Genomic DNA, 14,643 nt, shown 5'->3' on the forward strand with positions numbered 1-14,643 from the left:
AGCGGTCTGCCGGGAGGAGCTTGAAAATGGTCTACGCAACATCGGACGGATCGGCGGGCAAGCGGCTCAGGGTCGGCATGGTCGGCGGCGGTCGCAATGCCTTTATCGGCGCCGTGCATCGGCTGGCCATGCGCCTGGACGACCAGATCGTACTGGTCGCCGGCGCGCTGTCGTCGGACCCGGAAAACGCCGCCGCCTCGGCCGCCGAGATCGGCATCGCGCCCGAGCGCAGCTATGCCGATTATCGCGCCATGGCACGAGCCGAAGCGGCGCGGCCGGACGGCATCGAGGCGGTGGTCATCGTCACGCCCAACCATCTGCACGCGCCGATCGCCACGGCCTTTCTCGAGGCCGGCATCGACGTGATCTGCGACAAGCCGCTGTCGACGACGCTGGCCGACGCAGAAGCATTGGTGGCGCTGGCGCAGGTGAAAAAGCGCCGCTTCGTCGTCACGCTCAACAACACCGGCTACGCCATGGTCCGCCAGGCGCGCGAGATGGTGGCGGCGGGCGCGCTTGGCCGCATCGTGTCCGTGCATGGCGCCTACATCCAGGACTGGCTGACCACGCCGATCGACGCCGAGGGCCAGAAGCAGGCGGAGTGGCGCACCGATCCGGCGCGCGCCGGGCAGTCGGCGGTGCTGGCCGATATCGGCGTGCATGCCTTCAACCTGGCAAGCTATATCTCCGGCTGTGAGGCCGAGGCGGTGTCGGCGGATCTGTTCACTGCCGTGCCGGGACGCCGGCTCGACGACAATGCGCATGTGCTGGTGCGCTGGACCGGCGGGGCGCGCGGCACGATCCTCGCCAGCCAGACCTCGCCCGGCCACTACAATGATCTCTCGGTGCGCATCTATGGCGACAAAGCCGGGCTCGAATGGTCGGGCGGCCGGCCGGAAGAACTGCGCTTCTCCATCTACGGCGAGGAGACCCGCACGCTGGTGCGCGGCGGCCATGGCTCGACCACTGAGAGCCAGCGCGTTTCGCGCATGCCGGCGGCGCATCCGGAGGGCTATATCGAGGCCTTCGCCAATTTCTACCGCGACGCCGCCGATATCATTCGCGCGCACCGTTCGGGCGGGACGGTTGATCCGGCGCGCGCGGCACAGGTGCCCGATGTCGTCGATGGCGCGCGGGGGGTGAAGTTTGTTGCTGCGGCGGTGGAGTCGAATGCTGCGGGCGGGGCTTGGACGGCGGCAAGGTTCGGGTGAGGCGAGCTATCCCTTGATCGCCGAGCCGACGATGGAATCGACGAAGAAGCGCTGCAGGAAGGCGAACAGGATGAGCGGCGGCAGCACGGCCAGCGTGGCGCCGGCCATCACCAGGCCGGTGTTGACCGCGCCCCTGTTGTAGCTCAGCAACCGGCTCAGGCTGATGACGATCGGATAGGCGTCGGCATTGCCCTGCAGCACGGTCAGCGGCCACAGATAGCTGTTCCAGTGATAGACGAAGGCGAAGAGGGCCAGAGCCGCGATTGCGGGGGCGACGCTCGGCGCGACGATCTTGTAGAGGATCAAGAACTCCGAGGCGCCGTCCATGCGCGCGGCGTCGATGAGCTCGTCGGGCACGCCGGAGATGAACTGGCGCATCAGGAAGATGCCGAAAGCATTGGCGAGATTGGGCACGATGATGCCGGCGAGGCTGGCGTTGAGGCCGATCGAGCCGACCAGGCGATAGAGCGGGATCAACGTCACGATCGGCGGCAGGAACATGGTGGCGATCAGCACAGAAAACAGCAGCGACTTGGCGGGGAAGTGGTATTTGGCGAATGCGTAGCCGGCCATCATGCTGGTCAGCAGGATGCCGGCGGTGGTGATCGAGGCGATGACCAGAGAATTCCACATCGAGCGGCCGACATTGACCACGCCCGACACCTTCTCATAGGCGTCGAGGCTCGGCGTAAGGGGGATCCACACCGGCGGCACCTGCATGCTCTCGGCCGGCGTCTTGAGGCTCGACAGCACCATCCAGACCAGCGGGAAGGCCGAGGCGACGGCGACCAGCAGCATCAGCGTCGCCAGCAGCGCCTTGTGGCCGGACGGGCGCCGGCGCGACAGCCGGCTCGACGATCCCGCGCTCATTCGTCGTTCTTCCGGTTGGCGAAGGCAAACAGCGCGCAGACGACGACAATCAGCGAAAGCATCAGCATGACCGCCATGGCCGAACCCAGTCCACCCTGCGCACGCTCGATGCCGACGCGGCGGATGTGGTAGGTGAGCACATTGGTCGAGCCGACCGGCCCGCCCTGCGTGATCAGGGCAACCGGCTCGAACACCTGCACGGCGTTGATGATGGCGATGACGGCGCTGAACAACAGCGTGCGCCGCATCAGCGGCAGCGTGATGAAGCGGAACTGCTCGAAGCGGTTGGCGCCATCGAGCTTCGCCGCCTCGTAGAGGCTGCCTTGGATCTGCGTCAGCCCGGCGATCGCCAAGACGGTGAAGTAACCGACCTGTTGCCAGACATTGAGAAAGATGATCGAGATCAGCGCCGAGCGCGGCGACGACAGGAAAGGCTGCGGGCCGATGCCGATCAGACCGAGCATCTGGTTGAGCGGGCCTTCGCTCGGCGAATAGAGTTTCGACCACACCAGCGCGACAGCGATCATCGGCACCATGTAGGTGGCAAACAGCACCGTGCGCAGCGCCGTGCCGCCGGCGACATCGCGCTGGTAGACCATCAGGCCGAAGGCCACCGACAGAGGCAGGATGAGGACGACGGAGAGCGCGGTGTAGACGGCTGTGTTGGCGAACGCGACCTTGAAATCGCGGCCAACCGAGGAGACGCCAAAAATGTCGCGGAAATTGTCGAGGCCGATGAAGCTGGCGCTGGAAAACGGCGTCTGCGTCGACCAGTCCTGGAACGACAGCCAGACGGTGAGCAGCATCGGCAACAGGACGAAGATGCCGATCAGCGTCACGGCGGGCGCCAGCATGATGCCCGCCGAGGCACGGTACCTCTGAATCATTATTTGGCGGCGCGCTCCAGGATCGAAATGGCGTCGGCCTGCGCCGTCGCCTGCGCATCCTTGGCCGAGACCTGGCCATACTGCAACGCCTCGAGCGTCTGCTGCAGCGATTCCGAGAATTCCTGGCCGCCGGGCACGACAGGGAACGGCTTGGCGTCGGTGAGCACGCTGACATAGCCGGAGAGGAATTCCGAGCCGAGCTTGTCCTTGTGCGCCTCGATGTCGGAGAGGCGTGAGGGCAGGATGCCCATCGACATGAGGATATCCGACATCGCGGAAGCGCCGTTCTTGCCGGACTTTGGATTGTTCAGCCAGGCGAGGAAGTCCCACGCCGCCTTCTGCTCGGCGGCACCTGCATTGGCGTTGACCACGGTCATCCAGGAGTAGGAGATCGAATGCGGCTTGTCGCCGCTCGGGCCGACGGGAATCGGCGCCGTTGCAATGTCGGCGAACTTGTCGCCCATGCCGGCCTTCAGTGCGCTCTCCCACCAATTGGCCATGATGATCATGCCGGTCTTGCCGGAGACGAAATTGTCGAGGAAGGGGCCGGTGGTGTTGGCGTCTGCGGTCGCCATCGCCGGCACACTGGCGCCCGACTTGATCAGGTCCTCATAGAACTGGAAGGTCTCGGTCGCCTGCGGGCTGTTCAGCACCGGCTTGCCGTCCTTGACCAGGTCGCCGCCATTGGACACCAGCAGCGAGGCGAAGGGGTGGACGACGCCGGCGGCCCATGAATTGATCATGCCGAAGCCTTGCTGTCCCGCATCCTTGTTGGTCAGCTTCTTGGCCGCATCCTTGAATTCGTCCCAGGTCTCGGGTGGCGCCGCGATGCCGGCCTGCTTGAACAGCGCCTTGTTATAGTTCAGCGCATAGACATCGATCTCGTTGGGGATGCCGTAGAGCGTGCCGCCGACCGAGGCGGCGCTGGTGACGCCCGCCGGCCAGGCGGCCATGACCTCGCTGGCCACCGCATCGGGAGCGGGCGCGACCAGCTTGTCGCGCGCCAGTTCCGGCAACCAGAGATCGTAGATGCCGCCGATCGTCGGGCCGTCCGCGCCGCCGCCTTGCGAGCGCAGCGTGGTCAGGAGGTCGCCAAAGGGGACGGCACGCACGGTGACGCTGACATCCGGATTGGTCTTGGCATAATCCTTGGCCGCCGCTTCCAGCAGCGCCACCGTCTCCGGCGACCAGTGGGTGAGATAGGAGATGTCGACCGATTGCGCCCAGGCCGTGGCGGGCAGGATGGCGAGGCCTGCGGCCAGTGCCAGTTTCGACGTCCAGGCAAACGACATTCCTCATCCTCCCTATCGGTTCACATGAGGTTATGACAAGTCAGCGCGGCGACGCAAGGGCTTGCTGGGGAAAAAGTCTCACATGGTACGGTCACAGATTTCTTTGCGGCGCTGGAATGTGGATATTTATCGTTAGGTAACAAACGGATGCAGGTACTGCAATGTCGTGAGGGGGCCAACGCCGCCATTCCTGAGGCGCAGCAGACCTCTTGCGAATACCGCTATGTCGTTATAATGACTTTTGCTGAACCAATGACTTCTCACGGCACGGGAACGCCGCGGGACGCCAAGGACAGAGAACAATGGGAGACTGGCAATGAGCATGCTTTCACTTCACCGGCGCGCAGCGCTTAGGCTGATCGGCGGCCTTGCCGCCGCCTGCGCCGGCGTCTTTGCCTCATTGCCGGCGCGAGCCGCCGACAGCACGGTGACGCTGTGGAGCTGGCGCACCGAGGACGAGGCGGCGATGCGCCGCATCTTCGATGCCTTCGAGGCGAAGAATCCCGGCATCAAGGTCGCCATTCAGTTCACGCCGGATGCCGACTACCAGAACCGGCTGAGCACGGCGCTGCGCGGCGGGCGCGGGCCCGACATCGCGCAGCTCAAGGCCTATGGCGAATTGCAGCCCTTCGTCGAGGCCGGCTATCTCGACGCGCTGGACGACAGCGTGCCGGAGCTGAAGAATATGGAGGACGCGGCGCTTGGCGGCGCGCGCGGCCGCAGCGACGGCAAGCTCTATGGCGTGCCCTATTCGGTGCCGATGATGGGCGTCTTCTACAACCAGGATATTTTCGCCGCCCAGGGCATCGAGATCCCCAAGACCTACAAGGATTTCACCGCTGTCTGCGAGAAGCTGAAGGCGGCCGGCATCACGCCGATCGCCACCGGCGGCGCCAACGGCTCGGCCTGGGAACTGGAGATCGCCGTCGGCGTCGTCGGCCCGACCGTCTATGGTCCTGAATTCTACGACGAGATGATGAGCGGCAAGGCGACCTTCGAGGATCCGCGCTATGTGGCGGCGCTGAAGCGCTTCGCCGAGCTGAAGCCGTATTTCCCCGACGGCTTCGCCGGCATCGACTACACCACCGCCACGCAGCAGTTCATCGGCGGCAAGGCGGCGATGTTCCTCGGCGGTTCGTTCGAGAACGGCAGCTTCAAGGCGCAGAACCCGAAGCTGAAATTCTCGATCTTCCCGTTCCCCGCCGACGATGCCGGGGCAAAACTCTACACCTCGGCCTTCTCCGACGGCTCCTATGGCCTGGTCTCCGAGAGCCAGAACAAGGAAGCCGCGACCAAGGTGCTGGGCTTTATGGCTTCGGCAGAGTTCGCGCAGATGTTCGCCGACGAGCTCGGCTGGCCGCCGGCCCGCACGGATGTGACGGTGAAGGATCCAGTGCTGGCCGCGATGATGGAGATGGCGAAGAATTCGACGCCCTATCTGACGCTGGTCGGCTTCCGCTGGCAGTCGCCGACGGCGTCTTCGGTGCTGCAGTCGGAGATCATCGACATGGTCGAAGGCAACATCGCGCCGGAGAAGCTGGCGGCCGACATGCAGGCCGCAGTCGCCACCTGGTTCAAGCCGAAGCAGTAGGCGCGGCCGGTCGCAAAGCGGCCGGCCTCTCACGGACCAGAAAAGCGCATGAGCACCCTTCGCCGCACCAGCAGCCTTCGCCGCACGCAGCAGCGCATGGCCGTGCTGTTCACCCTGCCGGCGCTGGCGGTCTATGCGCTGTTCGTCCTCTATCCCCTGGGGATGTCGCTCTGGGGCAGCTTCTTCGTCTGGAAGGGGCTGCGCATGGTCGAGTTCGCCGGCCTGTCGAATTTCTCAAGGCTGTTCGTTTTCCCCAGCGGCGCGCGGCTCTACGGCGCGCTGTGGCACAACACCGCCTGGTTCTTCGGCATCATGCTGTTCCAGAACGGAATCGGGCTTTTGTTCGCCTGGCTGCTGTTCCTGCGCGACAGGGGTGCTGCGTTCTTCCAGTCGGTGTTCTTCTTTCCGGCGGTGCTGAGCCCGGTCATCGTCGGCGCGCTGTGGCGGTTGCTTTTGGCACCGGGCGGCGTCGTCGAATGGGCGCTGAACGGGCTTGGCCTGCACCAGGGCAGCCTGACCGTGCTCGGCAACAGCCACACCGCGCTCGCCATGCTGATCGCCGTCGATGCCTGGAACTGGATGGGCCTGCCGGTGCTGATCTACACGGCAGGTCTGCGGCAGATTTCCGGCCAGATTTTCGAGGCGGCAAAACTTGACGGCGCCGGCAATGCGCGCATGCTGTTCTCGATCGCGCTGCCGCTGCTGATGCCGGCGCTGGGCACGCTGACGACGCTGTCGTTCATCAACACCTTCAACCAGTTCGACATCGTCTATGTCACGCAGGGCGTGCAGGGCAATCCGAGCTATTCGACCGACACGCTGGTGACCTACTTCTACCGGCTGGCCTTCGGCGCGGAAGGCGCTGTCGGCATCACCGATATCGGTCTGGCGCTGGCGCTCGGCACCGTGCTGTTTTTGATCCTCAGCATCGGCACGCTCATGATGCTGCGCTTCTTCGACCGCCGCACGGTGCAGCTATGAGCGCGCTGGCGATTGCGCAGAGGCCAGACATCTCTCGGCAGCTGGCGCGGCTGCCCGGCTGGACGGTGCTGGTCGTTTGGACGGCGGCTGTGCTGTTGCCGCTCTACATCCTTGTCGTCTCCTGTTTCAAGACCACGGCCGAGATCTACGACAACAGGCTCGGCCTGCCGCAAAGCTTTGCCTTCGACAATTTCATCAACGCCTGGACGCGCGCCGATCTCGGCCAGAATTTCATCAACAGCCTGATCGTCACGGGCGGCGCCGTCATCCTCACCATCGTCGTCTCGGCGATGGCCGCCTATCCGCTCAGCCGCTACAAGCTTGGCTGGAATGCCATCATGCTCGGCCTGTTCCTGTCCGGCATCATGCTGCCGATCCGGCTCGCCTCGGTCGAACTGTTCACGCTGATGCGCAATCTCGGCCTGCTGGATTCGCTGACCGGGCTGATCCTGGTCTATTCGGCGATCCGCATTCCCTTCGCCGTCTTCATCTTCGCCAATTTCATGCGCGTCTTACCCTCCGAGTTGGACGAGGCCGCGCGCATGGACGGCGCCGGCGAGGTGCGCATCCTGTTCCAGATCATCCTGCCGATGGTCAAGCCGGCGGTGTCGATCGTGGCCATCTTCACCGCGATCGCGGTGTGGAACGATTTCTTCTTCCCGCTGATCTTCATCTTCGACGACCGCTACAAGACGGTGCCGCTGGCGATCAGCGTCTTCGTCGGCCAGTTCCGCACCGACTGGGGCCTGGTGTTCGCCTCGCTGGCGATATCCATGGCGCCCATCCTGATCATGTATTGTCTGCTGGCGCGCCAGATTCGCGAAGGCGTGGGCACCGGAGGGGGCATGAAATGATCGAAGACAGAATTTATGCGGCGAAATCGATCCTGGTGGTCGGCGCGCACGCCTTCGATGCCGAGGTGATGGCCGGGCCGCTGGCGGCCGCTGCCGTCAAGCGCGGCGCCACGGTGACTTTCCTGCATCTGACCATGGGTGAGCAGGGCCATCCGTACCTGGTTCCCGCGCATTATTGCGTGCAGAAGGAAGAGGAAGCGGGCAGCGCGGCGGAGCGGCTCGGCGTCACCATGCGTGGCTTTGGCCTGCGCGACGGCTTCCTGCCCACAGACGATCAGACGGCGCTCGAAGTGGGCGACATCATTCGCGAGCTGAAACCCGAGATCGTCATCACCCATTGGCACGGCAGCTGGCACAAGGACCATCGCGCCGCCGCGCATTTGACCAAGACCGGTATCTTCTTCGCCGGACTGCCGACCGTTGCCAGCGACCATCCGGCGCATACGCCGCAACTGCTGCTGTTCGGCGAGAACTGGGAGGACGATGACGGCTTCCGGCCCGAGCATCTCGTCGATGTCAGCGACGGGTTCGAGGCCTGGCGCGACGCGGTCATGGAGTATGAGCTGGCGCGCGGCCTGAGCAGCTTCCCCTATGTCGACTATTACAGTTCGCTCTACCGGCTGCGCGGCTGCCTGCGCGGCACGCGCCATGCGCAGGCCTTCGCGGCGGCGTCGCATTCGTGGAATGCCGGCAGCGGCCTGTTCTCGCTCCCCTTCGGCAAAGGGTCCGGTCGATGACGCGGGTACTCGCCATCGATCTCGGCGCCACCAATCTGCGCGCCGGCGTATCTACGGGCGATGTCGGTGGGTTGGAGGCGCTGGGCAGCGAGCCGGCGCCGGCAACCCTTGATGCCTTCATTGCGCGCATCGACGCGCTGTGCGCTGAGGCCGGGCCGGTCTCAGCGCTTGGCATCGCGGTGCCGGGTCTGGTCGAGGGCTCAATTTGCCGCTGGATCCCCAACCTGCCGTTCCTCGACGGCGTCGACATCCAGACGCTGTTTCCCAAACTGCGCGTAGCGATCGGCAATGACGCACAGATTGCGCTGCTGGCGGAGGCTGTCGAAGGCAGTGCGAAAAACATGTCGGATGCGATCCTGCTCGCCATCGGCACCGGCATCGGTTCGGCGGTGCTGGCCAATGGCCGCATCGTTGCCGGCGCGCATGGCGGCGCCTGCTCGTTCGGCTGGGCCTGCGCCGACGTCAAAGATCATGGCGAGGAGCGCAGCGGCTGGCTGGAGCGCGTCGCGTCGGGCCGGGCGCTTGATGCCCTTGCCGGACAGATCGGCCTTGCCGACGGCCGCCAGCTGATCGCCGCTGCCCAGGCCGGCGAACTGGCCGCACTCACCTTGCTTGAACTGCCGGCGCGACAGCTCGGCACCGCGCTTGCAGGCGCTGTCGCGCTGCTCGATCCGCAAGCGGTTCTGATTTCGGGTGGTTTGGCGGAGGCGCTGGATGTGATCCGGCCGCCGCTGCTTGCGGCGCTGCGACGCCAACTGCCGCCGCATCTGCGCGGCATCGACGTCAAGCCCGGAAAATTCGGTCCCCGCGCCGGCCTCGTCGGCGCGGCGCTGGCCGGCGCCGTTGGGCAGGGGTGGAGGCATGTGCGATGAGCGAAGCAAGCTTTCAGCAGCCGGACCGCAGACGGCCGGAGCCGCTCTGGTATCAGGTCGAAGAGGCGATCCGCGCCATCGTCAAGAGCGGCGAATGGGCGACGGGCGACCAGATCCCGGCGGAGGACAGGCTGTGCGCCCTGTTCGGCGTCAGCCGTATCACGCTGCGTCACGCGCTGCGCAATCTCGAGGAGGCCGGGCTGCTCAGGCGCGAACATGGCCGCGGCACGTTCGTGCGCTCGACCACGCTGGTCGCCGGCACGCGTGAGCTGACCAGCTTTACCCAGGAGATGGGCAATATGGGCGTGGTCGCGGGCTCGCGCCTGCTCGACTGCAGCCTGACCACCGCCAATGCGGCGGCTGCCGGCGCGCTGGAGATCGAGGAGGGCGATCCGGTGGTGCGCATTCGCAGGCTGCGGCTCGGCAACAACGAGCCGATCGGCATCCAGACGGCGCAGCTGTCGGCGGTGCGCGTGCCGGGCTTCCTCGATGCCGGCCTGCTGCAGGGCTCGCTCTACGAGGCGCTGGAGCGCCATTACGGGATCGTGCCGGTGGCCGCGCGGGAGAACTACCGGGTCGGCGCGGTCGGTGCGGCGGACGCCGAACTGCTCGACCTCGCCGTCGGCAGCCCGGCCTTCGTCGTCGAACGCATCACCACCGACGAGCGCGGCCCGTTCGAATTCACCGTCTCGATCATGCGCGGCGACCGCTACGAAATCCGCTCGACGCTGCGCGCCGGACGCGTGCCGCTGAACCCAAGAAGCTGATCCATTCCAGACCGACACATCAAACAGGAGTACCCGCGTGTCCGATCTCTACATCCACCGTCTCGCCGCCCTCATCGACCAGGCTGCGAAAGCCAATGAAGAGGCCTTTGGCCAGGCTGCCAGCCGCTTTGCCGACTCGCTCGAGGGCGGCGGGCTGGTGCATCTCTATGGCTCCGGCCATTCGGTGCTGCCGGTGCAGGAAGTGTTTCCGCGCTATGGCAGCTATGTCGGCTTCAACCCCCTGACCGACCCGCGCGTGATGTGGCACAATGTGCTCGGCGCCGGCGGCGTGCGCGAGCTTTTGTGGCTGGAGCGTACGGAAAGATACGCCGAAAAATTCCTCGACCACCAGCCGCTCAACAAGGGCGATTCCATCATCATCTTCGGCCATAGCGGCCGCAACTCGTCGGGCATCGACACCGCGCTCTACGCCAGGAAGCGCGGCATCTTCGTCGTCGCGGTCACCAGCAAGAACAATCTGGACAAGCCGGCGACGCACTCCTCCGGCAAGCGGCTGGCGGATGCCGCCGACCTCGTCATCGACACCTGTTCGCCGATCGAGGACGCCATCGTGCCGGTCGAGGGCTGGAGCCGGCCGGTGTCGGGCTCATCGACGGTGCTTGCCATGATCCTGGCGCATGAGCTGATCGCGCGCACCGCCGAGCAGCTCGCCAAGCGCGGCATCGAACTGCCGGTCTTCGCCTCGCCGACCATTGCCGGCGTGACGCTGCACGACACCGACGTCATCTACGGCGTCTACCGCGAGCGCATGCTGGATGCGCAGAAGAAGCACCTGCCGACCTTCCAGGCAACGATGCGCGGAGAGTGAAAAAAGGGAGGCCCGGCACATGCCGGGCCTCCGACGTCTCGTTCCGCAATTCCTATCCTCTCAACGCCGCTTCGGGCGCCCGGCAGGCGATTTGTTGCCGCGCGGCCCGCTCTGAACCGGCGTGTTGCCCTGGTTTTCCTCCGACAGCTTGCGCCAGCGGGCAAGGCGCTCGGGGTCGAGCGTACCCGCCTTCAACGCAGCCTGCACCGCGCAGCCCGGTTCGTGGACATGAGTGCAGTCGCGGAACTTGCACAGCGGGGCAAGCTCGGTGATTTCGGCAAACAGCGTGTCGATGCCGGATGCGACGTCGCTGACATGCAGCGTGCGCATGCCCGGCGTGTCGATTACCCAGCCGCCACCGGCGATGGGGTGCAGCGACCGCGCCGTGGTGGTGTGGCGACCCTTGGCATCGTGCTCGCGAATGCCCGCAGTCTGTTGCGGCGATTGCTGCGCCGCTCCGGCCAGCGTGTTGACCAGCGTCGATTTGCCGACGCCGGAGGAACCGACCAGGGCCACCGTCTGCCCCGCGCCGCACCAAGGGGCAAGCGCCGTTGCGGCATCGGCGACGCGCGGGTTCAGCATCACCACGGCCAGTCCGCGCTGCAGGGCTGTTGCCTGTTTCAGATACGCCTCGGCATCGTCAGCGGTGTCGGCCTTGGTCAGCAGGATCACCGGCGTCGTTCCGGCCTCGTTGGCCAGCGCCAGATAGCGCTCGAGCCGGGCGATGTTGAAATCGGCATTGCAGGACGTCACGATGAACAGCGTGTCGACATTGGCCGCGGCCAGCTGCGGGATCCTGCCGCCCTGTGTGCGGCGCTCCAGCACCGTCTTGCGAGTCAGGCGGCGGCGCAGCAGATGCGTGTGAGGCTCGACCAGCACCCAGTCGCCGACGGCATAGTCGCCGGTGTTGGCATTGGCCGGCAGCGTCAGATCCACTGGCCCTGACAGAGACAGACCGGCCAGGCGGTCGCGGTGCACCGAGGCGATGCGCGTCGGCACTAGGTCTGCCTCATCGGCTTCAAGCTGGTCGCCGAAGAAATCCGTCCAGCCCAGGCTTGCGAGGGAAGCCGTCACGATTTTGACCACGGGGACGGCGTCACAGACATCGGAGAGTATCCTTTGGCAAAATGGGCGCGGACCCTCGGGGCGTTTTTCAAGCCGTGTATGGGCGGCATGGCGGCATTTGGCAAGCCGAACCGCGCCGATGGCCGAGCCGTTTCGCGCACCACGTTGGAACGCATCGCGGCGGTGGTTCGCTGATGCGCTTACGCGTCGTTACTCTCAATGTCTGCAACACGGAAGGCGAACCGGAGCGCCTGGCGGCCATCAACCGGGAGCTGAGGCGGCTCGACCCCGATCTGTCGCTCTCCAGGACGTCGTCCAGACAGCCGATGTGAAATCCCTCGATACGCTGCCGATGGTCTTGATTTGCATGCCACGCATCAGGCCTCGTCGTCGACCTCGAAGTTGGCAAGGACGGCTGAGGATGGCAGGTCGGGAAGCCTGGCAGAAGGGAGGGGATGGCCGGTACCGCAGGGGGCGGGGGGTTGGGATGGGGTTGCCTGAAGCACCGGCCAAAGCGGGACAAGTCCCACGCCCACAAGCTAGCAGAGGTTGGATCGGTTCATATGGTGTGATCGCGGACTGGCGCAAAAGCGCTTTCATATCCCCGCGCAGGCGTCGGCAACGAGCCCGCAACCGGGGGTTTCCGGTCGGTTGGTGGATTGCGCAAGCGTCGGTTGAAGGCGCTGCGGGAGGCTGTCGTTTTTAGTGCGGTTCGAGTGCTATGCGCTCAGCGACAGGTGCTCAAGGCAGGGCAATCGCGTGGCGCCACCACATGCGATTGTCCTGCTTACGCCACCGGCAGCGTTCGCCCCGCAATCAGATCCGCAGCCTTCTCCGCAATCATGACCACGGCCGCGTTGGTGTTGGACGACACGATGCTTGGCATGACCGAGCTGTCGCAGACACGCAGGCCTTGCAGACCGCGCACGCGCAGCTCGGGATCGACGACGCTGTCGGCATCGCCGCCCATCCGGCAGGTGCCGACTGGGTGATAGGCGCTGCGGCCATGTTCTCGGGCGAAGGCTTCGAGTGCTGAGCGCCCCTGCATCGCCTTGCCGGGCAGATGCTCGCGGCTGATGTATCTGGCGAAGGCTGGCTGCGACAGGATTTCGCGGCTGATCTCGATGCCGTCGATGGCGCGTTCGAGATCATAGCGCTCGGCGAACGGGTTGGGGTCGATGATGGGCGCATCGCGCAGGTCCGCGGACTTGAGCGTGACGCTGCCGCGCGAACGCGGGCGCACATGGTAGGAGTTCAGCGTGCAGCCATTGCCGCCGGGAACCGAGCCGATGCCTTCCTCAACGCCGGCGCCGGGCAGGAAATGGAACTGGATGTCCGGCGTCTTCTCCGCGCGGTCGCCCCACCAGAAGCCGCCGGCCTCGACGATGTTGGAGGCCACCGGCCCCTTGCCGAACAGCGCATATTCAAGACCGGCGACCGCTTGCCAGCGCTTCTTCTTGTAACGGTCGATGCCGTGCGGTCCGTTGAGCTCGGCGACGACGTCGACGTCCATGTGATCGTGCAGATTCTGGCCGACGTTTTTGGAATCGTGGATCACCTTGATGCCGTGCTGGCCGAGATGCACGGCCGGGCCGATGCCGGACAGCATCAGCAATTTCGGCGAGCCGATGGCGCCGGCGGCGACGATGACTTCGCGCTCGGCGCGGAGCAGTTCGGTGCGGCCATTGACGATGATCTCTACACCGATGGCGCGGCCGTTCTCGACCACGATGCGGCTGACCGAGGCGTCGGTGCGTAGCGTCAGATTCTTGCGGCCGAGCGCCGGCTTCAGATAGGCGACCGCCGTGCTCGAGCGTTTCCCCCGACGCGTCGTCGTCTGGTAGAAGCCGGCGCCCGCCTGCTCACCGGCGTTGAAGTCGGCGCGGAAAGGAAGGCCCGCCTGCTGCGCGGCCTTGACGAAGATGCGGGTCAGCGGATGCGGCGCGCCGCTGGAGACGCCGAGCGGGCCGTCAATGCCATGCTGCGCATCGGCAAAAGTGTCGTTGCCCTCGGAGCGGACGAAGTAGGGCAGCACGTCGGCATAGCTCCAGCCGGCACAGCCGGCGTCGGTCGCCCAGCCGTCATAGTCCTGCGGGCAACCGCGGGTGAACACCTGGGCGTTGATCGAGGAGCCCCCGCCCAGCACGCGCGCCTGCGGATAGACCATGGTGCGGCCGTCGATCTCCTTGCCGGGCGCGGTGTCATAGCCCCAGATCAGCGGCCCCGACGTCATCTTGAAGAAGCCGACCGGCAGATGGATGTAGCGATCGGTGTCGGGCGGACCGGCCTCGAGCAGCACGACGGACACGTCTGGGTCCTCGCTCAGCCGGGCGGCCAGAATGCAGCCAGCCGAACCGCCGCCGACAATGATGTAATCCGTCATTTCCACTCCCGGGTTCTCTTTGTTGGAGCATGATCTCCGGACAAAACGGTTTCCCGATTTGTCCGAGAAAACCGGTTCCCACTTCTAGGGATCATGCTCCGGCGGGCGATGAAAATCACCGCCCCTTCCTCTTGCGCGCGACGATCTCAAGTCGCTTGTGCCACGTCAAGAGAAAGGGTATGGTTATCGTGTTGAAGGGTTGTCGTACAAGTGGAGGAGCTTGACGATCCTCACCAGGAGGTCCCGGCCGCGCTCCCTGCGCAAGATGCCGGGCGGAACAGAATTCAATCGGGAGGTTTCGAGG

General features: G+C 65.4%; 14 protein-coding genes. 9 read left to right on the forward strand and 5 right to left on the reverse strand.

All coding sequences use genetic code 11. The annotated features are described in order from the left end of the window. Window positions 1–26: 26 nt before the first annotated feature. Window positions 27–1,211 (forward strand): Gfo/Idh/MocA family protein, encoded by a 1,185-nt coding sequence (locus NKJ57_RS01055; protein WP_023747065.1) that lies wholly within the window; start codon window positions 27–29, stop codon window positions 1,209–1,211. 6 nt (window positions 1,212–1,217) lie between these two features. Here the strand turns inward: NKJ57_RS01055 and NKJ57_RS01060 are convergent, their stop codons facing one another. Genes NKJ57_RS01060 through NKJ57_RS01070 form a run of 3 tightly spaced genes read right to left on the reverse strand, consistent with a single transcriptional unit; the run spans window position 1,218 to window position 4,260 of the window. After that, window positions 1,218–2,081: a carbohydrate ABC transporter permease gene (locus NKJ57_RS01060; protein ID WP_023750102.1), complete on the reverse strand. Its 864-nt coding sequence runs from the start codon at window positions 2,079–2,081 to the stop codon at window positions 1,218–1,220. Then, window positions 2,078–2,968 carry a carbohydrate ABC transporter permease gene (locus tag NKJ57_RS01065; protein WP_352510324.1) on the reverse strand — a complete coding sequence of 297 codons (891 nt, stop codon included), beginning with the start codon at window positions 2,966–2,968 and terminating at the stop codon, window positions 2,078–2,080. Before NKJ57_RS01065 ends, NKJ57_RS01060 begins: the two co-directional genes overlap by 4 nt. Beyond that, complete coding sequence (locus tag NKJ57_RS01070) at window positions 2,968–4,260, reverse strand: ABC transporter substrate-binding protein (protein ID WP_352510325.1); 1,293 nt, start codon at window positions 4,258–4,260, stop codon at window positions 2,968–2,970. Before NKJ57_RS01070 ends, NKJ57_RS01065 begins: the two co-directional genes overlap by 1 nt. A gap of 316 nt (window positions 4,261–4,576) precedes the next feature. Between NKJ57_RS01070 and NKJ57_RS01075 the strand changes: the two genes are divergently transcribed. From NKJ57_RS01075 to NKJ57_RS01105, 7 genes are read left to right on the forward strand one after another with little or no spacing between them, the layout of a single operon-like run. Continuing rightward, a complete protein-coding gene (locus tag NKJ57_RS01075) occupies window positions 4,577–5,851 on the forward strand; it encodes an extracellular solute-binding protein (protein ID WP_023814673.1) in 1,275 nt (424 codons plus the stop codon). Window positions 5,852–5,899: 48 nt separating this feature from the next. Further along, the gene (locus tag NKJ57_RS01080; protein ID WP_352510326.1) at window positions 5,900–6,832 is read left to right on the forward strand and encodes a carbohydrate ABC transporter permease; all 933 of its coding nucleotides are present in this window, start codon (window positions 5,900–5,902) and stop codon (window positions 6,830–6,832) included. After that, entirely contained in the window at window positions 6,829–7,686 is an 858-nt protein-coding gene (locus NKJ57_RS01085; RefSeq protein ID WP_352510327.1) for a carbohydrate ABC transporter permease, read from the forward strand. Before NKJ57_RS01080 ends, NKJ57_RS01085 begins: the two co-directional genes overlap by 4 nt. Then, window positions 7,683–8,423, forward strand: a complete 741-nt coding sequence (locus NKJ57_RS01090; RefSeq protein ID WP_031195993.1) for a PIG-L deacetylase family protein — start codon at window positions 7,683–7,685, stop codon at window positions 8,421–8,423. Before NKJ57_RS01085 ends, NKJ57_RS01090 begins: the two co-directional genes overlap by 4 nt. After that, complete coding sequence (locus NKJ57_RS01095) at window positions 8,420–9,295, forward strand: ROK family protein (protein ID WP_352510328.1); 876 nt, start codon at window positions 8,420–8,422, stop codon at window positions 9,293–9,295. Before NKJ57_RS01090 ends, NKJ57_RS01095 begins: the two co-directional genes overlap by 4 nt. Further along, entirely contained in the window at window positions 9,292–10,062 is a 771-nt protein-coding gene (locus NKJ57_RS01100) for a GntR family transcriptional regulator (protein ID WP_023683130.1), read from the forward strand. The genes NKJ57_RS01095 and NKJ57_RS01100 overlap by 4 nt, the downstream gene beginning before the upstream one ends. A 37-nt stretch (window positions 10,063–10,099) precedes the next feature. Beyond that, complete coding sequence (locus NKJ57_RS01105; RefSeq protein WP_352510329.1) at window positions 10,100–10,891, forward strand: sugar isomerase domain-containing protein; 792 nt, start codon at window positions 10,100–10,102, stop codon at window positions 10,889–10,891. A gap of 60 nt (window positions 10,892–10,951) precedes the next feature. Here the strand turns inward: NKJ57_RS01105 and rsgA are convergent, their stop codons facing one another. Continuing rightward, window positions 10,952–11,968, reverse strand: coding sequence for a ribosome small subunit-dependent GTPase A (rsgA, locus tag NKJ57_RS01110; protein ID WP_352510564.1), 1,017 nt, complete (start codon window positions 11,966–11,968; stop codon window positions 10,952–10,954). A gap of 182 nt (window positions 11,969–12,150) precedes the next feature. Between rsgA and NKJ57_RS01115 the strand changes: the two genes are divergently transcribed. Then, the gene (locus tag NKJ57_RS01115) at window positions 12,151–12,288 is read left to right on the forward strand and encodes an endonuclease/exonuclease/phosphatase family protein (RefSeq protein WP_023691904.1); all 138 of its coding nucleotides are present in this window, start codon (window positions 12,151–12,153) and stop codon (window positions 12,286–12,288) included. A 455-nt stretch (window positions 12,289–12,743) separates the two neighbouring features. On the opposite strand, the gene NKJ57_RS01120 is transcribed toward NKJ57_RS01115, so the two are convergent. Further along, window positions 12,744–14,339 carry a GMC family oxidoreductase gene (locus tag NKJ57_RS01120; protein ID WP_352510330.1) on the reverse strand — a complete coding sequence of 532 codons (1,596 nt, stop codon included), beginning with the start codon at window positions 14,337–14,339 and terminating at the stop codon, window positions 12,744–12,746. Window positions 14,340–14,643: the final 304 nt, after the last annotated feature.

This window comes from Mesorhizobium sp. M0077, from assembly GCF_040322955.1.
Taxonomy (GTDB): domain Bacteria; phylum Pseudomonadota; class Alphaproteobacteria; order Rhizobiales; family Rhizobiaceae; genus Mesorhizobium.